Origin of the sequence: Curtobacterium sp. MCPF17_018 (assembly GCF_003234135.1) — a bacterium.
GTDB classification, from domain to species: Bacteria; Actinomycetota; Actinomycetes; order Actinomycetales; family Microbacteriaceae; genus Curtobacterium; species Curtobacterium flaccumfaciens.
The window spans coordinates 1-19990 of record NZ_QKSJ01000010.1; the positions used below are offsets into that span (position 1 = coordinate 1).

14 protein-coding genes and 1 rRNA gene are annotated in these 19990 nt (G+C 71.6%); 12 read left to right on the forward strand and 3 right to left on the reverse strand.

Annotated elements, in window-relative coordinates; translation table 11 throughout:
* From rrf to DEJ27_RS12405, 4 genes are all read left to right on the forward strand, one after another.
* Nucleotides 1-103, forward strand: a 5S ribosomal RNA gene (rrf, locus tag DEJ27_RS12390); the annotation flags it as partial.
* 138 nt (nucleotides 104-241) lie between these two features.
* Nucleotides 242-1372 carry an ROK family transcriptional regulator gene (locus DEJ27_RS12395; protein WP_110862794.1) on the forward strand — a complete coding sequence of 377 codons (1131 nt, stop codon included), beginning with the start codon at nucleotides 242-244 and terminating at the stop codon, nucleotides 1370-1372.
* 105 nt (nucleotides 1373-1477) lie between these two features.
* Nucleotides 1478-3493, forward strand: a complete 2016-nt coding sequence (locus DEJ27_RS12400; protein ID WP_111091021.1) for a beta-galactosidase — start codon at nucleotides 1478-1480, stop codon at nucleotides 3491-3493.
* Complete coding sequence (locus tag DEJ27_RS12405) at nucleotides 3490-5649, forward strand: alpha-galactosidase (RefSeq protein WP_258370031.1); 2160 nt, start codon at nucleotides 3490-3492, stop codon at nucleotides 5647-5649. Before DEJ27_RS12400 ends, DEJ27_RS12405 begins: the two co-directional genes overlap by 4 nt.
* 355 nt (nucleotides 5650-6004) lie before the next feature.
* Here the strand turns inward: DEJ27_RS12405 and DEJ27_RS12410 are convergent, their stop codons facing one another.
* Nucleotides 6005-8575, reverse strand: coding sequence for a glycoside hydrolase family 2 protein (locus tag DEJ27_RS12410; RefSeq protein ID WP_111091022.1), 2571 nt, complete (start codon nucleotides 8573-8575; stop codon nucleotides 6005-6007).
* Between the two features lie 116 nt (nucleotides 8576-8691).
* On the opposite strand from DEJ27_RS12410, the gene DEJ27_RS12415 reads away from it, so the two are divergent.
* The 8 genes from DEJ27_RS12415 (at nucleotide 8692) to DEJ27_RS12450 (ending at nucleotide 18131) form a co-directional block, all read left to right on the forward strand.
* On the forward strand, nucleotides 8692-10377 hold the full coding sequence (locus tag DEJ27_RS12415) for an ABC transporter substrate-binding protein (RefSeq protein WP_110862797.1): 1686 nt from the start codon (nucleotides 8692-8694) through the stop codon (nucleotides 10375-10377).
* Nucleotides 10378-10411: 34 nt separating this feature from the next.
* Complete coding sequence (locus DEJ27_RS12420; protein ID WP_110862798.1) at nucleotides 10412-11401, forward strand: ABC transporter permease; 990 nt, start codon at nucleotides 10412-10414, stop codon at nucleotides 11399-11401.
* 14 nt (nucleotides 11402-11415) lie between these two features.
* Complete coding sequence (locus DEJ27_RS12425; RefSeq protein WP_110862799.1) at nucleotides 11416-12456, forward strand: ABC transporter permease; 1041 nt, start codon at nucleotides 11416-11418, stop codon at nucleotides 12454-12456.
* Nucleotides 12453-13409: an ABC transporter ATP-binding protein gene (locus tag DEJ27_RS12430; RefSeq protein ID WP_110862800.1), complete on the forward strand. Its 957-nt coding sequence runs from the start codon at nucleotides 12453-12455 to the stop codon at nucleotides 13407-13409. Before DEJ27_RS12425 ends, DEJ27_RS12430 begins: the two co-directional genes overlap by 4 nt.
* Nucleotides 13406-14299, forward strand: a complete 894-nt coding sequence (locus DEJ27_RS12435) for an ABC transporter ATP-binding protein (protein WP_110862801.1) — start codon at nucleotides 13406-13408, stop codon at nucleotides 14297-14299. The genes DEJ27_RS12430 and DEJ27_RS12435 overlap by 4 nt, the downstream gene beginning before the upstream one ends.
* Nucleotides 14296-16404, forward strand: coding sequence for a glycoside hydrolase family 36 protein (locus DEJ27_RS12440; RefSeq protein WP_111091023.1), 2109 nt, complete (start codon nucleotides 14296-14298; stop codon nucleotides 16402-16404). The genes DEJ27_RS12435 and DEJ27_RS12440 overlap by 4 nt, the downstream gene beginning before the upstream one ends.
* A gap of 264 nt (nucleotides 16405-16668) precedes the next feature.
* Nucleotides 16669-16974 carry a hypothetical protein gene (locus tag DEJ27_RS12445; RefSeq protein ID WP_111091024.1) on the forward strand — a complete coding sequence of 102 codons (306 nt, stop codon included), beginning with the start codon at nucleotides 16669-16671 and terminating at the stop codon, nucleotides 16972-16974.
* A complete protein-coding gene (locus DEJ27_RS12450; protein WP_146244696.1) occupies nucleotides 16971-18131 on the forward strand; it encodes a hypothetical protein in 1161 nt (386 codons plus the stop codon). The genes DEJ27_RS12445 and DEJ27_RS12450 overlap by 4 nt, the downstream gene beginning before the upstream one ends.
* On the opposite strand, the gene DEJ27_RS12455 is transcribed toward DEJ27_RS12450, so the two are convergent.
* Both DEJ27_RS12455 and DEJ27_RS17800 read right to left on the reverse strand, forming a co-directional pair.
* Nucleotides 18132-18764, reverse strand: coding sequence for a response regulator transcription factor (locus tag DEJ27_RS12455; RefSeq protein ID WP_111091026.1), 633 nt, complete (start codon nucleotides 18762-18764; stop codon nucleotides 18132-18134).
* Complete coding sequence (locus tag DEJ27_RS17800) at nucleotides 18761-19963, reverse strand: sensor histidine kinase (protein WP_181430149.1); 1203 nt, start codon at nucleotides 19961-19963, stop codon at nucleotides 18761-18763. The genes DEJ27_RS12455 and DEJ27_RS17800 overlap by 4 nt, the downstream gene beginning before the upstream one ends.
* Nucleotides 19964-19990: the final 27 nt, after the last annotated feature.

The window sequence follows — 19990 nt, forward strand, 5'->3', positions numbered from 1 at the left end:
CGAGAGGGAAACGCCCGGTCACATTCCGAACCCGGAAGCTAAGCCTCTCAGCGCCGATGGTACTGCAAGGGGGACCTTGTGGGAGAGTAGGACGCCGCCGGACTTAACGTAGAAGAACCAGGGAACCCCTGACCATTCGTGGTCAGGGGTTTTCTGCGTTCCCGGCCCGTTCCCGGCCCGTTCTGGGTCCTTGTCGCCGGGGCCTGGTCAGGCCGTAGGATCAGCCGACGACGGAGGAACGATGACCGAAGCCTGGCCGGCCCTGCCCGACGGCTCCCGATTGGCGCTGCGGGAGATCCTCATCCACGGGGTGCTCTCCCGTGCCGAGATCGCTCGGTCACTCGGGCTCTCACGGGCGAGTCTCACCCGGGCCATGCGCATCCTGGTGTCGCAGCGCCTCGTGGTCGAGGTGGGGACGGACGTGCGAGGTGCTACAGGTCGCCCGTCGGAGCTCCTGCAGGTGAGCAGTGGGCAGTGGGAGTTCCTCGGCGTCAAGCTCACGAAGGACCGCCTGTACGCCGCGGTCACGGACCTGGGCGGACGGGTCCTCGCCCTGCACGAAGAAGGCATCAACGACACCGCCGCCGAGCCGCTCGCGGAGCAGATCACGGCCGTTCTGGAGCGACTCCTGGTGGCCCACCCCGCGATCTGCGCGATCGGCGTCTCGCTGCCCGGTGACGTCATCGTCCGCGAGGGGGAGTCGGTGGTCGCCGGGTCGGTGTTCCTCGGGTGGCACGAGGTGCCCTTCGCCCAGATGCTCGAGGAGCGGACGGGCATCGCCACGTTCACAGCGAACGACGTCCACGCGTTGACGGCGAAGGAGCACTGGTTCGGCGCCGGCGCGGGTCGTGGATCGATGGTGCTGGTGACCGTCGGTGAGGGCATCGGCCTCGGGCTGATCGCGAACGGGCAGGTCTCGACCGGGGAGCACGGGCGCCTGGGACGGATCGGGCACCTGCCGGTCCTCGGCGGTGGGCCGGACTGCGGGCTCGGGCACGCCGGGTGCGCCTCGAGCTACCTGCCGAGCCCGGTCATCGTGCGGAACGCCGGGCACGAGGGGAAGACGTACGACCAGGTGGTCGAGCTCGCGCGGGACGGCGACGAGGGAGCCCTCGCTGCGTTCGAGGATGCAGGCCGCGCCCTCGGGGTCCTGCTCGCCACCGCCGTGCACATCGCCGACCCCGCAGCGATCGTGCTGACGGGGGATGGGCTGCCCGTGTACGACCTGGCGCGGGCGACCGTCGATGAGTCGATGCGGGCCGCCCTGGCGCCGTACACCGAGCCGGTCACGGTGGAGGTGCAGCCGTTCGAGTTCTCTGAGTGGGCACGCGCTGGGGCGGTGCTCGCCATCCGCCGGCTGCTGGGGGAGTGATCCGCTGCAGGGCCAGGCAGAGGTGTCGACGCGTTAGTTACGCACGTTGACAAACGTGGACGCAGGCGGAAGGCTTGAGCGGTCCACACCATCGAAGGAGATGCCGTGACCGCTGCCCCCACCGTCCCGTGGCCGACCGACGGCCTGTCGTTCGGCGGCGACTACAGCCCCGAGCAGTGGCCCCGGGAGACCTGGCTCGAGGACGTTCGCCTGATGCGAGAGGCCGGCGTGAACCTGGTCACCGTCGGGGTGTTCTCGTGGGCGCTGCTCGAGCGGTCGCCGGGGGACTTCACGTGGGAGTGGCTCGACGACGTGCTCGCGCTGCTGCACGCGCACGGCATCGCGGTGGACCTCGCGACGCCGACCGCCGCCCCGCCGAACTGGCTGCTGACCGCACACCCGGAGATCCTGCCCGTGGACGCCACGGAGCGGCGGGAACGACCCGGTGGGCGACTCGGGTGGTGCCCGGCCTCCGAGCTGTTCCGGGAGCACGCGCTCCGCATGGTCGACGCGCTGGCCGAGCGGTACGGCCGACACCCGGCGGTGCGACTCTGGCATGTGAGCAACGAGCTCGGCGGCGGCAACGGCCGGTGCTACTGCGAGGAGTCGGCAGCGGACTTCCGGCACTGGCTCGTCGCGAAGTACGGCGACGTTGAGGCCGCGAACGACGCCTGGGGCACGGCCTTCTGGGGGCACACCTACACCTCGTTCGACGAGGTCTCGCCGCCGCGCGGTGTCGGCGGCGCGCCGAACCCCGGGCTCGCGCTCGACTTCGAGCGGTACTCGTCCGACGCCCTGCTCCGCCAGTACGACGCCGAGAAGGCCGTCATCGAGCAGCACTCGGACGTGCCGGTCACCACGAACTTCATGGTGGGCGCCGGCTCACAGGTCGTCGACTACGCCGGGTGGGCGAAGCACGTGGCGATCGTCGCGAACGACCACTACACGCTCGTCGACGACGCTCGCCGCGAGCAGGACCTCGCGCTGGCCGGTGACCGGATGCGCGGGATGTCGGCGGATCGCCGTCCCTGGCTGCTCATGGAGCACTCGACGGGTGGCCCGAGCTGGCAGCAGCGCAACCGCGCCAAGGAACCCGCGGAGCTCGTCCGGAACGCCCTGGCGCACGTGGCGCACGGTTCCGACGGGGCGATGTTCTTCCAGTGGCGGGCCTCCACCGCGGGCGCCGAGCAGTTCCACTCCGCGATGCTCCCGCACGCCGGCACCCGCACGCGCATCTGGCGCGAGGTGCTCGCCCTCGGCCGGGCGCTGCAGGACCTCGCACCCGTGCAGGGCACCCGAGTCCAGCCGGCCCGGGTCGCGATCGTCGTCGACGAGGCCTCCGGGTGGGCCGTGCAGTCGGGCCTCAAGCCGCACCGGGGTCTCCGTTACGGCCGGGAGCTCCGCGCCTGGCACCGCGCGTTCCACGACCGGCAGGTGCTCACCGACGTGGTCCCCGCCGACGCCGACCTGGACGGCTACGACGTGGTCGTCGTGCCGACGATGCTCGTCGTCGACGACGCGACCGCCGCGCGGTTGTCCGGCGTGCTGGACCGCGGCGCCACTCTGATCGTCACCTACCTGTCCGGCGTCGCCGACGAGACCGCGCGCATCCGCACCGGCGGGTACCCGGGAGCGTTCCGCCAGGTGCTCGGCGCCTGGAGCGAGGAGTTCACCCCGCTGCAGCGCGACGAGCGCTGGACCCTCGACGACGGTGAGGTCGTCACCGACTGGGCCGAAGCGGTCGTGCTCGAGGACGCCGAGTCCGTGCTCCGGTACACCGACGGCCCGCTCGCGGGCCGGCCCGCCGTCACGCGCCGCGCCGTCGGCGGCGGCGCCTGGTACGTGTCTGCGATGCTCGCGGACGACAGCATCCAACGGCTCGTGGACGGGGTGATCGCCCAGCGGGGGATCCTGCGGACGGTCACCGGGCCTCCCGGCCTGGAGGCGGTGCGTCGCGTCGGCGACGACGGTTCCGCCTTCCTGTTCCTCGTCAACCACCGTGCTGACGACGTCACGGTCGTCGCGTCCGGGACGGACCTGCTCGACGGGTCCGGCCACGGGCCGGACACCGTCGTGCCGGCCGGACGCGTCCGCGTGCTGCGCGAGGAGCGGGTCTCGTGACCGTCGTGGAGCGCGAGTCGACAGCCGTCGGTGCAGGCGATCGACGCGTGCACGTGCTGCGGTCCGCCGGGGTGTCGCTGGTGCTGGCATCCGCGGCGGACGGCCTGCCCGAGGTCCTGCACTGGGGTCGGGACGTCGGGCCCGTCGCGCCGGACGACACGGCCGACCTGCTGCTTGCACTCGGCCGGCCGCTCGGACCGAGTGCGCTCGACGCGCGGTGGCCGCTCACGGTGCTGCCGACCGAGCGCGACGGGTGGGAGGGGCGGCCGGGGATCGCCGGGCACGTGGACGGGATGCCGCTGGTGCCGCGGTGGCGTGACGTGATCGTCCTGGCGGATGACCGGCGGATCGTCGTGACCGCCGAGTCGGACCCGTTGGCGCTCCGGAGCGAGTTCGCGCTCGACACCGCGGGGGTGCTGCGGGTGCGGCACACGGTGACGAACACGCACGCCGAGCCCGTGCACCTGCAGGCGCTCGAGGCGACGCTGCCCGTGGGGGAGCGGATCACCGAGGTGCTCGACCTGGGCGGACGGTGGACCCGTGAGCGCACACCGCAGCGCCGGGCCGCGACCGCCGGGAGCCACGCACGCGAGAGCCGTCGCGGGCGCACGGGCCACGATTCGCCGACGTTGCTCGTGCTCGGGACGCCCGGGTTCTCGGATGCCGAGGGCGAGCTGTGGGCGGTGCACCTGGCCTGGAGCGCGGACTCCGTGTACCGGTACGACCAGCTCGCCGAGGCGCGGCCGCTGCTCGGCGCCGGGGAACTGCTGCGCGCGGGCGAGGTCGTACTCGTCGAGGGGGAGTCGTTCACCGCCCCCGACGCCGTGTTCGTGTGGAGCGACACCGGGATCGACGGGCTGTCCGACCGCCTGCACGATTCGCTGCGGAGTCGCCCGGGGCACCCGCGACGGCCCCGGCCCGTGGTGCTGAACACGTGGGAGGCCGTCTACTTCCGGCAGGAGCTCGAGCCCCTGGTGGCATTGGCCGAGACCGCGGCGGACATCGGGGTCGAGCGGTTCGTGCTCGACGACGGGTGGTTCCTCGGCCGGCGGTCGGATTCGACGTCCCTGGGGGACTGGCGGGTCGACCCGACGGTGTGGCCGGACGGGCTGGCGCCGCTCGTCGACCGGGTGCGTGCGCTTGGCATGGAGTTCGGGCTGTGGTTCGAGCCCGAGATGGTGAGCCCGGTGTCCGAGCTCGCCGCGGCGCACCCCGAGTGGATGCTGCAGCGCCCCGAGGACGACGTGCGGACGTGGCGGAACCAGTACGTGCTCGACATGGCGAACCCGCTGGCCCGGCACCACGTGCTCGAGAGCATGTCCCGTGTGATCGGTGAGCACCACGTCGACTTCGTGAAGTGGGACCAGAACCGCGACATCGTGCACGCGGTGCACGCGGGTCGAGCTGGCATCGACGCGCACACCCGCGGCGTCTACGCGTTGATGGACGAGCTGCGTGCGCGGCACCCGTGGCTCGAGATCGAGGCGTGCGCGAGCGGCGGTGCCCGGATCGACCTCGGCGTGCTCGAGCGCACCGACCGCGTGTGGCCGTCGGACTCGAACGACGCCTTCGAGCGACTGCCGATCCAGCGCTGGACCGAGGCGCTGCTGCCGCTCGAGCTGATCGGCTCGCACGTCGGGCCGGAGATCTCGCACACCACTGGACGGCACCTCGACCTGGACTTCCGGATGGCGGTGTCGCTGTTCGGCTCGGCCGGCATCGAGACCGACATCACGAAGCTGTCGCCCGAGGAGCTCGACCGGCTCCGGGCCTGGACAGCGCTGTACCGCCGGGAACGCGGGCTGCTGCACTCCGGGCGGGTGCGGCACCTGGACCTCGGGGACCCGGGGACGGTGGCGACGTCGGTGGTGGCCACCGATCGGTCGCGGGCGCTGGTGCGGGTAGCGCGGACGGAGACGGGGCCGAGGTCGTTGCCGGTGCCGCTCCGGTTCCGTGGACTCGACCGGTCGCGGCGCTACCGGCTCGCTCCGGTGTCCGGGCTCGCTGTGCCGCACGGGCTCGACATGGTGCCGCCGGAGTGGCTCGTGCGCGGGCACCTGGAACTGACCGGCGCCGTGTTCGAGGACGTCGGCGCACGGCTCCCGCTGCTCGCACCCGCGACCGCGATCGTGCTGGAGCTCCGCGCGCTCGACTGAGCGGGTCCGCTGCTGTCCGGCGTGAGCGGGCGGTGGGCGAGCGGGCGGAATGCCGGGGTGACGGCGGTGAGTGACCCGGGTGTTTCGCCCATTCGTCGTGGGTGGTGGGCGGTGCGCGAGCGGGCGGAATGCCGGGGTGACGGCGGTGGGTGTCCCGGGTGTTTCGCCCGTTCGTCGTGGGTGGTGGGCTCGTGGGCGGTGGGCGAGCGGGCGGAATGCCGGGGTGACGGCGGTGGCTGACCCGGGTGTTTCGCCCGCTCGCGGGATGGGGGGCGAGGAGATCGGGCGGGGGTGACGGTTCCGGTTCGCGCGCCCGGGGGATCGTGAACCGGAACCGTCAGGGCGCCGCACCGGGTCAGGGCAGGAGCGAACCCGCGTGGCGGAGGACGAGCGGGTGGACGAGGGCCTCCGTCGCGATGCCCGGCACGCCCGTCACCGTGAAGGTCACCGACTCGCCGGGGAGCAGGGACACCAGGCCCTCGTCGACGCGACCGGCCGCATCCACGCGGTCGGGGAACAGCGAGACGTCGCGTGCGTACGCCGTCGCCGTGACGGTCACCGTCGCGCCGTCGGCCGTCTGGGTCACGACGGTCTGCAGCGGTGCGGGCTCGAGCGCCTGGTCGACGACCTCGGCGAAGTCGTGCACGGTGCGGGTGCCGGCTCCCGTGACGACGAGGACCTCGGCACCGGGGTCGCCGGGCACCGCGAGCGACGACGGCAGCTGCACCCGGTCGGCGTCGGCGGGGGCGGCGGCGAGCATGAACGACGACGACTCGAGCACGGTGCCGTCGAAGGCGACGCGGGAGACGGTGACCTCGTCGGCGACCGACGCCCCGGACGCGTTGACGAGGACGACGTCGAGACCGCCCTCGCCCCCGGACGACGGCTGCACGGTGAGCAGCACGGGCTGGTAGGCCTGCCGGACGGCGTACCAGACGGGCTTCCGGATGCCGGCGTGGTCGACGAGGGCCCAGGACACCACGGGCCAGTCGTCGTTGAGCTGCCAGACGATCATGCCGGTGTTGTCGGGCGTGCGGGAGCGGAACCACTCCATGCCGAAGCGGATCGCGTGCGCCTGGTTGAGCTGTGCGGCGAAGTGCCAGTCCTCGATGTTCGTCGGCGAGGGCAGGTGGCCGCGCATGCCGTCGGCGAGCTTCCGGTTGCCCTGGTCGGCCTTCTGGTGCACGAGCATCTCGTGGCCGTCCGGGTCGAGGGGCTCGTCGTGCACCACTGCGGTCAGGGTCGACCACGCCGGCGGGCCCTGGAACCCGAACTCCGCCACGAACCGCGGCTCCCAGTCGGCGTAGGCGCGGTAGTCGAGGCGGTTCCAGACGTCCCAGATGTGCACGCTGCCGTTCCGTTGGTCGTTCGGCGTCAGGTACTCGTCGAACGAGAACGGGCTGCCCGGCGTGTACGGCCGGGTCGGGTCGAGCTCGGCGACGACCGACGGCAGCAGGGAACGGTAGTAGCCGTTGCCCCAGGTCCGGCCGACGAGCGACGGCCGCCAGCCCCACTCGGCGTAGGCGACGAGGTTCTCGTTGTTGCCGTTCCACACCACGAGCGAGGGGTGCGGGCTGAGGCGGGTGACGGCCTCGCGGACCTCGGGCTCGACCTCGTCGGCGAGCCAGGGCTCCTCGGCGTAGGCGGCACAGGCGAACAGGAAGTCCTGCCACACCAGGACGCCGAGCTCGTCGCACCGGTCGTACAGGTCGTCGGACTCGTAGATTCCGCCGCCCCAGATGCGGAGCAGGTTCATGTTCGCGTCGATCGCGTCCTGGATCCGGTCCGCGTACCGGGCGGGTGTCATCTCGGTCAGGTAGGCGTGGTCGGGGATCCAGTTCGCCCCGCGCACCATGACCGCACGGCCGTTCACGCGGAGCAGGAACGGCGCGCCGTCGGCGTCGGCGGCGGTGTCGAGCGTGACCGTGCGGAAACCGACGCGGCCGGTCCAGACGTCGTCGCCGACGTCGACCCGGACGTCGTACAGCGGCTGGTCGCCCTCGCCGCGGGGCCACCAGACGGCGACGTCGGGAACCTCGAGGCGGACGGTCGCGGCGCCGTCCACGACAGGGCGCACGCCGACCACCCGGCCGGCGGTGTCCGGGGTGTCAACGGGACGGACGGGAGGCTCGGTGTCGGAACCCGGGTGCCCTGCGGACGCGGGGTGCGGGGCCAGGGTGATGCGGGCCTCCAGGCCGGTGCCCGCGGAACCGTCTGCTGACGCGACGGGCGCGCTGCCGATCGCCTGTGAGAAGGAGCCGGTGGAGCCGGCGTGCTCGACGTCGACGTGGGCCGTCAGCACACCGGTGGTGCCGTCGAGGTCGACGAGCGGGCGGACGGCCGCGATGCGGACGCCGCTCCAGGACTCGATGCCGATCGACTTCCAGATGCCGCTCGTGGCGACGTCGACGCCCCAGTCCCACCCGAAGTTCGACGCGTTCTTGCGGAGCGCGTTGTAGGGGTGGTGGTTGACGTGGGGGAGCTCGCCGCCGTGCAGGGCGGACAGGCGCTCGGCGGCGGGGACGGGCGCGTCGAAGGTGACGACGAGCTCGTTCGTGCCCGGGCGGAGGAGGTGCCCGACGGGGAACCGGTACGAGCGGTGCTGGTTGGCGGTGGTCGCGACGACGATGCCGTTGAGCTCGATGGTGGCGAGGGTGTCGAGGCCCTCGGCGACGAGGTCGTGGCGGGTCTCGTCCGGCGCAGTCCACTCGAAGGTGCGGCGGTAGCGCCAGACCGTGTCGCCGATCCACTGGGTGGCGGCCTCGCCGTCGCCGTCGAACGGGTCGGGGATCCGGCCGCCCCGCAGCAGGTCGGTGTGCACGCAGCCGGGGACCTGCGCCGCGATCGGTTCGCGGTGCTCCGCCGACTGCTCGGGCCCGGTCACCGCCTCGAGGGTCCACGTGCCGTCCAGGGTGGTCCGCTCCATTGCGTCTCCTCATCGTTACGGGGCCGTGACCCGACCCCTTGACCGCCTTAGTTTACGCGTGTAACAATCACGCTCACAACGTGGACTCTGCGACGACGCAGACCGAGAGGACAACGATGTTCAACCCAACCCGTTCACGGCTCGCCATCGGCGGCGCCGTTCTCCTCGCAGCCGGCCTCGCGCTCAGCGGCTGCAGCTCCAGCGGCAGCGCCAGCACGAACGACGCCGCTGCCTCGACCCTGGTGGCGTACACCGGCCAGTCCGGCGACTACCAGATCAACTTCAACCCGTGGTCGCCGTCCAACATCGGCGGCGTCGGCACGATCTACGAGTCGCTCTTCTTCATCACCAACGTCAACACGAAGGACCCGAAGCCGCTGCTCGGCAAGTCCTACGAGTGGAACGACGACGGCACGCAGCTCACGATCACGCTGCGCGACGGAGCCACCTGGAGCGACGGCGAGCCCTTCACCTCGAAGGACGTCGTGTTCACGCTCGACATGCTCAAGAAGCAGAAGGCCCTGAACTCGATCGGCTACGACGGCACCGCGAAGGCCGACGGCGACGACAAGGTGGTCGTCTCGTTCGACAAGCCGTCGTTCGTGCTCGGCCCGAACCTGCTCGGCAAGACCTGGATCGTGCCCGAGCACCTGTGGAAGGACATCGACCCGACGACCGACGTCGTGCGCGAGCCCGTCGGCACCGGCCCGTACACGCTCGGCACCTTCAAGGCGCAGGCGTTCACCCTCGAGGCGAACAAGAAGTACTGGGACGGCGCCCCGGCCGTGAAGACCATCCGCTACCTGTCGCTCTCCGGCAACACCGCCGGCGCCGACGCCCTGAAGCAGGGGTCGATCGACTGGCAGACCGGCCCGGTGCCGAACATGGACGACATCCCCGCCAACTACAACGGCTACGACGGCATCACCGTCGGCCAGAACCAGATGGCCCTGCTGACCTGCGCGAACACCGACCTGGGCTGCGCCGGCCCGCAGACCGACCCGGCCGTCCGCCACGCGATCGCCGACGCCATCAACCGCAAGCAGCTCAACTCGCTGGCGTTCGAGAACACCGCGAGCGAGATCTCGCCGACCTTCGCGCTCACCACGACGCAGAAGGACACCATCTCGAAGGACATCGAGCCGGCCGTCATGCCGGAGACCCCCGACACCGACGCAGCGGCATCGGCGCTCGAGGACGCGGGCTACGCGAAGGGCGCCGACGGCATCTACGCCAAGGACGGCAAGAAGTTGTCCCTGACGGTCGAGGTCGTCACCGGCTGGACCGACTACATCACCGCCATCGACACCATGACGCAGCAGCTCAAGGCCGCGGGCATCGAGCTCAAGGCGCAGCAGTCGTCGTGGAACGAGTGGACCGACAAGAAGACCAAGGGCAACTTCGAGCTCGCGATCGACTCGCTCGGTCAGGGCCCGACGGCGAACCCGTACTACCTGTACAACAACTACTTCACGACGGCGAACACCGCGAAGGTCGGTGAAGCAGCCCCGATGAACATCTCGCGGTACAGCAACCCCGACGTCGACGAGGCCATCGCGAAGCTCGCCACGATCAACCCCGAGGACACCGCGGCGACGCAGCCCGAGCTCGACACGATCCAGGAGCACATCGTCGAGGACCTGCCCTACATCCCCGTGATGACCGGCGGCACGACGAGCGAGTTCCACGCGGCGAAGTTCACCGGCTGGCCGACGGAGGACGACCTGTACGCGTTCCCCGCGGTCTGGGCGAGCCCGGACAACGCCGAGATCTTCAAGGCGCTCAAGCCGGCGAAGGGCTGACACCGATGGGATCGCGACCGAGGGGCACTCGACGATGACCTACTTCCTGCGCAAGATCGGCTTCTACGTCGTCGCACTGTGGGCGGCCCTGACGCTGAACTTCATCATCCCCAGGCTCCTGCCCGGCAACCCGGTGGACATCCTGCTCGCCAAGCTCCAGCAGCGCGGCGGGCAGGTGACCCCGGCGACCCGGGAGGCGTACGAGCTGCTCCTCGGTGGCGATTCCTCGGAGCCGCTCATCTCCCAGTACGGCCACTACTTGGTCAACGTGTTCCGCGGTGACCTCGGGGTGTCCGTCAGTTACTTCCCTGCACCCGTCACCGAGGTGATCGGCAGTTCGCTGCCGTGGACCATCGCGCTGGTCGGGATCGCCACGATCCTGGCCGCGATCATCGGCGTCGGCCTCGGGGCCTTCGTCGGCTGGCGGCCGGGCACCTGGCTCGACTCGTTCGTGCCGGCCACCACCCTGCTCGCCGCGGTGCCGTACTTCTGGCTCGCGCTGATCCTGGTGTACTTCTTCGCCACCGGGATCCACCTGTTCCCGGCGCAGGGCGGCTACGACGTCATCCTGACCCCCGGGTTCAACTGGGACTTCATCGCCTCGGCGATCAAGTACGGGGTGCTTCCGGCCGTGACGATCGTGCTCGCGTCGCTCGGGGGCTGGCTGCTCGGCATGCGCAACATGATGGTGTCGACGCTCTCCGAGGACTACATCACCACCGCGCAGGCGAAGGGCCTGTCGGACGGCAAGATCCTGCGGAACTACGCCGCCCGCAACGCCGTGCTGCCGTCCGTCGCCGGGTTCGCGATCTCCCTCGGGTTCATCGTGTCCGGCTCCGTCGTCACCGAGCAGGTGTTCTCGTACCCGGGCATCGGGTCGAAGCTGCTGTCCGCCGTGACGAACAACGACTACGCGCTGATGCAGGGCATCTTCCTGTTCATCACCCTGGCGGTCCTCGGCGCGAACCTCGTCGTCGACCTGCTGTACGGACTGATCGACCCGCGCACGCGGGCACGGAGCTAGGGGAGGAGACGACCATGACCAACATCCAGCAGGAGACCGAGCCCACCATCGGCGCACTGACCGAGGAGGCCGACAGCACCACGTCGATCGCCACCCGGCGCGCGTCGAAGGGCGGCATCCGCAGGTTCCTCCCCACCCTCACCCCGTGGCTCGTCACGGGCATCGCGCTCGTCGCCGGCGTCACGCTGTTCGGGGTGATCGGACCGCTGCTCGTCGGCGACCCGACCACCATCCGCGACACCGGGTTGCAGGGACCGAGCGGCGAGAACGTCCTCGGCACCACCCAGACCGGTCAGGACGTCCTGGCGCAGCTCGCCTTCGCCACCCGGGGCAGCCTGCAGATCGGGCTCATCGTCGGCGTCCTCGCCACGGTGCTGTCCGCGTTCTTCGGCATCCTCGGCGCCTACCTGGGCGGGATCATGGACGAGGCGTTCTCGCTGTTCTCGAACGTGTTCCTCGTCATCCCCGGCCTGCCGCTCGTCATCGTCATCTCCGGCCTGGTGCCGCGTGAGGCCCGCGGGCTCTGGACCATCGCCGTCGTCCTGGCGATCACGTCGTGGGCCGGGTCCGCCCGGGTGCTGCGGGCGCAGACGATGTCGATCCGCAACCGCGACTACGTGTCCGCCGCCCGAGTCGCCGGCGAACGGCCCTGGCGGGTCATCGCGGTCGAGATCCTGCCGAACCTGCTGCCGGTGCTCGCGTCGCAGTTCGTGTTCGCGGTGATCGCGGCGATCCTCGGGGAAGCGGGGCTGTCGTTCCTCGGGCTCGGGGCGTCGAACTCGTCGACGCTCGGCACGATGCTCTTCTACGCCCAGAACGGCTTCGCGTTGGCGAACGGCGCCTGGTGGTGGTTCGTGCCGCCGGGCCTGCTCATCGCCCTGCTCGGCATGGGCCTGTCCCTGGTGAACTTCTCGATCGACGAGGTCATCAACCCGCGACTCGCGAACGTGCGTGCGCAGCGACGGCGTGACCGTCGTGCGAAGCGTGCGGCTCGCTCGGGAGGCCCGGCCCGCGTCGCCACCGCCGGTCACGACACGAAGGGGGTCGCCCGATGAGCGCCACCGACACCGCACGACCGGTCACCTCCGACGCCACGGGCGACGGCCGCCGTCCGGCCGTGCTGACGATCGACCACCTCGACGTCGTCTACGAGACCGAGCACCCCGTGCACGCCGTGAAGGACGTCTCGCTCACCCTGGCGCCCGGCGAGATCCTCGGGCTGGCGGGGGAGTCCGGCTGCGGCAAGACGACCCTGGCCTACGCCATCACCCGGCTGCACCGGCCGCCGGCGAAGGTCGCGTCCGGCAGCATCACGTTCCACGACCGGGACGGCACCGACGTCGACCTGCTCGGGCTTCCACACGAGCAGCTCCGTGCCGTGCGCTGGTCGAAGCTGTCGATGGTGTTCCAAGGGGCGATGAACGCGCTCAACCCGGTCACCACGATCCGCGCCCAGCTCGACGACGCCCTGGTCGAACACCGCAAGGGCCTGCCGCGCAGGGAACGTCGGGCCATCGCCGAGGACGCCCTGCGCCGCGTCGGCGTCGACCCGTCCCGCATCACCGCGTACCCGCACGAGCTGTCCGGCGGCATGCGGCAGCGCGTGATGATCGCGATGGCCATGCTGCTCGAACCGCAGATCATGATCATGGACGAGCCGACCACCGCGCTCGACGTCGTGGTGCAGCGGGAGATCCTGCGCGAGATCGTCCGGCTGCGCGACGAGCTCGGGTTCGCCGTCGTGTTCATCACGCATGACCTGCCGCTGCTGCTCGAGATCAGCGACCGGATCGCGATCATGCTCCGCGGCGAGGTCGTCGAGTGCAACCGTGCCAGCGTGATCCAGCACGACCCGCAGCACCCGTACACGCGGAAGCTGCTGCAGTCGTTCCCGAGCCTGTCCGGAGCCCGCGGCGCGTTCATCCGCACCGGGGTCGAGGACGGCGCCGAACCCGAGACCGACACCCGGGCCGTCGTGGTCCAGGCAGCACAGGAGACGGACCGATGACCAGTGTGACCGTCAGCCACCTCGGCAAGGACTTCCACACCCGCAAGGGCCTGAAGCGCACCACCCTGCGGGCCGTCGACGACGTGTCGTTCGACCTGCTGCCCGGCCGGACCGTCGCGCTCGTGGGGGAGTCCGGCTCGGGCAAGTCCACCATCGCGCGGATGCTCGCGAAGCTCGAGACCAGGACCCGCGGGTCGATCGACGTGCGGCTCGAGGACGGCACCCCCGTCGAGGGCAGCATGTACCGGCGGCACGTGCAGATGGTGTTCCAGGACCCGTTCGCCTCGCTCAACCCGTTCCACTCGATCGAGCACCACATCGCCCGACCGCTGCAGTTGCACCACCGGGCCCGCGGCGCCGACGAGACCGCTGACAAGGTGCGGGAACTGCTCGGCCGGGTGAACCTCGACGAGGACTTCGCATCGCGGCGGCCGCACGAGCTCTCCGGCGGGCAGCGGCAGCGGGTCGCCATCGCCCGCGCACTCGCCCCGGGCGCGCAGGTGCTCATCGCCGACGAACCCGTGTCGATGCTCGACGTCTCGATCCGCCTGAGCGTGCTCAACCTGCTCGGTCGGCTGCAGCGCGAGGACCACCTCGCCGTGCTCTACATCACGCACGACCTGGCGACCGCGCGGCACTTCTCCGACGAGATCCTGGTGCTCTACCGCGGCCGGGTCGTCGAGCGCGGGCCGTCGGACGCCGTCATCCTCGACCCGCACCACGACTACACCCGACTGCTCGCCGAGGCCGCCCCCGACCCGGAGCGCACCGAGCGCCGGATCACCGCGGGGCCGCCGCTCGACCGGACGAAGATCGACAACACCACCTGCTACGACCACACGGTCGGAGCCTGGGTGTCGAGCGAGCCCGCACCGGTCGGGGCGCGATGAGCGACCGGCCGACGTTCGTCGACTGGGTCACCGACGGGTTCTCGGCGCGGTTCCGGGTCGGTGCCGACCAGCCTGCCGCGCTCGTGTCGTTCGTGCCGACCGGCGGAGCGCTCGCCGACGGGCCGGACGACCCGCAGCCACTCGTCGAGCTGACGACGATCGGGCACGGGCGGTTCCCGGGCGGGTTCCGGCACGTGGACTCCACCATCGGGGCGCGCCTGCGCCCCGTGTCGCACCACGTGCACGACGACGGGACCGACCTGTGGTTCCGGATCGTGCAGGTGGACGCGGCCACGGGCCTCCAGGTCGAGTCGGTGTTCCGGGCGCGCGCCGGCGTGCCCGCGTTCCAGACGTGGACGGAGGTGTCGAACGAGCACGGCGAGCACGTCGTCGACTCCGTGTCGTCGTTCGCGACCGGGGCGTTCCTGACCGACTCGGGCGCCACTGTCGACGAACTCGCCCTCGTGCACGCCGACAACGACTGGGCAGCAGAGAGCCGTTGGCGGACCGATCGGCTGCGTGACATCGGGCTCGCGGCGATCGACCGGGAGGCCCAGCACCACCCGCCCCGCAGCCGCGCCGTCGTGCAGAACCGCGGTTCGTGGTCGACCGGCGAGGCGCTGCCGATCGGGGTGCTCCGGGCGGAGGACGCTGTGTCGCTTCCGTACGCGCTCGTCTGGCAGGTCGAGCACAACGGGCCGTGGCTGTACGAGCTCGGGGAGACCCGGCGGCACGCGTACCTGCTGGTGAGCGGCCCCACCGACCAGGAACACCACTGGACCACCGTCGTCACGCCCGAGCAGCCGTTCACCTCGGTGCCGGTGTCCGTCGGCATCGCCGGGTCGATCGACGACGCCTTCGGGGTGCTCACCCGGCAGCGTCGGGCGTTCCGGCACGTGCGGGAGGCCGACCGCGCCCTGCCCCTGGTGTTCAACGACTACATGAACACGCTCATGGGCGACCCGACCACCGAGAAGCTCCTGCCGCTCATCGACGCGGCCGCCGACGCCGGAGCGGACCTCTTCTGCATCGACGCCGGCTGGTACGCCGAGGGGCACTGGTGGGACACCGTCGGAGCGTGGGAGGAAGCGGCGTCGCGGTTCCCGACGGGGCTCGGGGCCGTCATCGACCACATCCGTGCGCGCGGCATGCAGGCCGGCCTCTGGCTCGAACCCGAGGTCATCGGCATCCACTCGCCGCTGGCTTCGACCCTGCCGCCGTCCGCGTTCGTCGAGCACCACGGGGTCCGGGTCGCGGAGCACGGGCGGCACCTGCTCGACCTGCGCTCGCCGGAGGCCCGCGCGCACCTCGACGCGGTGGTCGACCGGCTCGTCGGGGAGCTCGGGGTGACGTTCTTCAAGATGGACAACAACACGATGACGGGGCCGTTCGCCGGGATGCTCGACCACCAGCGGACGCTGCTCGACTGGCTCGACGCGGTGCAGGAGCGGTACCCGGCGCTGCTCATCGAGAACTGCGCCTCGGGAGCGATGCGCGCCGACTGGGCCATGTTGTCCCGCCTGCACATGCAGTCGACGTCGGACCAGCAGGACCCGGTGCGCTCCGCCACGATCGCTGCCGCCGCTCCCGCCGCGATGCTGCCCGAGCAGGCGGGGAACTGGGCCTACCCGGCGCCGACGATGGAGCCGGAGCTGTTCACGCTGTCGCTCGTGAACGGGGTGCTCGGACGCATGTACCTGTCCGGGTACCTCAACGAGATGTCGTCGTCGCAGCGTGCGGTGGTCGGCGACGCCATCGCGGCGCACCGGCAGGTCCTGGACGTCGTCGAGTCCGCAGTGCCGGTCTGGCCCCTCGGGCTGCCCGCCTGGGAGGACCCGTGGATCGCGCTCGGCCTGCACGCCGCCTCGGGCGACCTGTACCTGTCGGTGTGGTCGCTGCCCGGTGCGTCGGCGTCGGCGTCGTTGCCGCTGCCGGCGTTCACCGGGCAGGCGGTGGTCGTCGAGCCGCTGTTCCCGACGGCACTCGGGACGTGGTCCGTGGCGTGGGACGCCGCTTCGGGCTCGCTCGAGGTCACGAACGGCGGCGCGACCCCCACAGCGCGGGTGCTCCGCGTCCGGTCGCAGGAGGCGGACGCGGAGGCCTGAGCGAGCGCGCGTCGCGATGGCAGGGCGCGCGCTGGAGCGGACGGGAGGCACGGTGCGGGCAGGCACCGTGCCTCCCGTTCCGTCGGTGGTCGCGTCCACGGCGCGGGGGACGCGGGTTCGTGTCCGCGCGGTGACGGTTCTGGTTCAGGATCCCCGGGGATCGTGAACCAGAACCGTCAGGAGTGCCGCAGGACGGGATCCCCGCTCGTGCACAGCGCCGTAGGATCAGAGCAGGGGAGTCGCGGAGAGCCGGGGGAGTCGAGCGTGAGTGCACCGATCTGGCTGATCGCGATCGGCGGGGTGTTCGTCGTCCTCGGCGGACTGGCGTACGCCGGACTCTGGCGGTCGTGGATGCGGCGGAGTACACCGTCGATGCCCTTCGGCTTGTTCTGGCTCGGGCTGGCGCTCGCCTGCGAGGGCGTCGCGGCGTTCTGCTTCAACGGGCCTGTGGTGCTCGCCCTCGTCCTGATGGTGGCGTTCGTGCTGTGCGGCGTGCTCGGGATGTGGTTGCTGTTCGGCGGTGCACGGTGGGCCACACCGCGGTGGTCGCGACGGGCGGCTCGCCGATGACCCGGCACGTGCCGTGGGACCCCTGGCCTGACGTCCGCTGGGATGCTCTGGCCATCGTCGACGGTCTCGTGTTCGAGGTGCCGGAAGGGTGGACGGCCCGTCCGGTCGAACCGGGCATCCGGCTTGAGCGCGACGACCACGCGGTGTCCATCGACGTGCGGTCCTTCTCCGGTGATCCGACGGCGGAGGTCGTCCGGCGACTTCGGGACCGACCGGACGCCCTGGTCCTCGAATCCACGGACGACCGGGTCCTCGTCGCCCTGCCCGAACCGGACGACGTCGTCATCCGCGATCTCCGGTTCCTCCGCGAACTGCGGGTCCGGATCGCGGTCGAGTGCTCCGCCCGTGACTGGCCTGGAGCCGGCGCGGTCGTCGACGGGCTGCTCGACTCGCGGTGGCGCCGTCCCCTCGACGAGCCGCCGGCCGGGAACGCAGCGCTCGCCGCAGCCGCCGGCCCGGGGCCGACCCTGCCGTGGCGCACTCCAGACGGGGTGCTCGACCAGCTCGTGCGGTTCCGCGACCGCGGCCTGGTGCCCGCAGCGGCGCGACGCTCGGGCCCCGGGGTCGTCGCGCGAGAGCTCGGGTTCGTCGGGCGGTTCGGCGGCCTCACCGACAAGGGCGACGAACTCGTCAGCCCGGTGGTCGATCACGATGCGCTGCTCGTCGTCGAGTCGAGCGACCCCGCGAGCGACGCTCCGCCACTGAGCTGGGCGTGCTGGATGCAGGGCCAGAAGTGCGTCGTGCGGGCGTCGCAGGACGACGGCTCGGAGGCCCTCGGGATCGTGCGGCCCGGCTCGCTCGTGGCGCACCTGCTCCGGTGGCTCGGCATCGACCCCGTCGACTCGGTCGGTGTCGGCGAGCCTGTGACGATCACGACGGCGCAGTACGAGGACCGCTCCGGTCCGTGCCCCAGCGACGTCGCGTGGTTCCAGCGCGCCTGGGCCGCACCGCGGTGGCGGGCTGTGAACGGCTGGAGCCACCAGGCCGGGAAGGGCGTCCACGGGCTGCTCGTTCCGGGTGTGGGTACGTTGACGAGGGAGAGCGGTGACGGAACGATCACCCTGCGTCCGGAGCGCACCGCGGTGGTCGTTCGGGGTGCTGTCGAGGGAGTGAACGCTTTCGTTGGTCTCACCGACGGCGCCCGGCAGCAGCGCTGATCAGGGGAGGAGCTGGAGCTCCATCGCCCGGGTCACCGCACGGGTGCGGTCGTTCACGCCGAGCTTCTCGAACACGTGGCCGAGGTGCGTCTTCACCGTGGCCTCGCTGAGGAACAGGGCGCGGCCGATCGCCGGGTTGCTGTTGCCCTGGGCGACGAGGCGCAGGACGTCGAGCTCGCGCGGGGTCAGGCTCGGGCCGGCGGCGGCCGGAAGGGCGCCCGTCGCTCGGCGGACGAGCGCTGCGGCCGCGGAGGGCGCGAGCGCCGTCTCGCCCCGTGCCGTCGCCCGGACGCCGGCGAGGATCTCGGACTCCGGGGCGGCCTTGAGCAGGTAGCCGGTGGCGCCGGCCTCGATGGCGGCGAGGATCTGGTCGTCGGACTCGTACGTGGTCAGGATCAGGACGCGGACGCCGGGTTCAGCGGCGAGGATCTCCGCCGTCGCCGCATCGCCGTCGAGCACGGGCATCCGGAGGTCCATGAGCACGACGTCGGGGCGTTCGGCCAGTGCCACCGTCACCGCGGCGCGGCCGTCACTGGCCTGGCCGACGACCTCGACGTCGTCGGCGTCCTGCAGCAGGGCCACGATGCCCGACCGGACGATCGGGTGGTCGTCGGCGACCACGACGCGGATCACGGGGTCACCTCTGCCACGGGCTGACGACCGACGGCCTGGAGGCTCGGCTCGGGTCCGGTGGGCAGGCTCGCGTCGACGACGGTTCCCCGGCCCGGGGTGCTCGTGATCGTGCAGGCACCGCCGGACAGCGCCAACCGTTCGTAGAGACCCCGGAGACCGTGCCCGGCCGTGGGGACGCCGGTGTCGAAGCCGACGCCGTCGTCGGTCACGCGGACGCCGACGCGTTCGCGCGCGTGCTGCAGGACGATGCGCACGGAGCCGGCATCGGCGTGGGCACGGATGTTCGCGAGGGACTCCTGGACGACCCGGAGCAGCACGACCTGGGCGTCGCGGTCGAGCGGGCTGTCGGTCGCGTCGACGGCAACGGGTGTGCCGGTCTCGCGGGTGTACCGCTCGGCCAGGCGGTGCAGGGCGCCGGCCAGGCTGCCGCTCGTGGCACCGGCGACACCGGCGGCGATGAGGGCACGGGAGTCCTCGAGCGCCGCTCGTGCCGACTCTTCGAGGACCACCAGCCGTTCCTCGAGCGCGGCACCGCGGTCGTTCGCCAGGTCCTTGCGGGCACGTTCGGTGAGCATGACGATGCCGGCGAGGTTCTGCGCGACGGTGTCGTGGATCTCGCGGGCCAGGCGCTCCCGTTCGCTCGCGACTCCCGCGCTGCGGTGGGCCTCGGCAAGGGAGTCCTGCGTGGCGCGGAGTTCGTCGAGGAGTTGGCGGCGCTCCTCGGACAGGCCGGCGACGCTCGAGATCCACACGCCCATCGCGCAGGCGCCGATCACGCTGATGCCCTCGATGAGCACGGTGCTGACGAGCGTGTCCGGGCCGCCGGAGACCTGCAGGCCGATGCCGCTCGCGACGCCGACCGCGACCGAGAGCAGGACGGCGGTGCGGACCCGTTCGGACTGCACCCAGACGAGCGGGAACGCGATGCACTGCACGATCGCGGTGCTCGGCACGACGGCGGGCAGCACCAGGGCGGCGACGAGGACCAGCGGCAGGAAGGCCGCGGCGTCACGGGGGCTGTCGTAGCCGCGGTGGCCGAACACGGCGTAGGCGACGACGAGCACCACGACCGCGGTGAACGCCGGCCAGCGGGCGCCCCACGGAGACCACCCGAACACGGTGATCACCGCGGTGAGGAGCATCGTGCCCGCGAAGAAGACGTGCAACCACCGGTTGCGCATCCACGTCTCGCCGTTCATCTGCCCAGCATCCCACCAGCGGGGCGC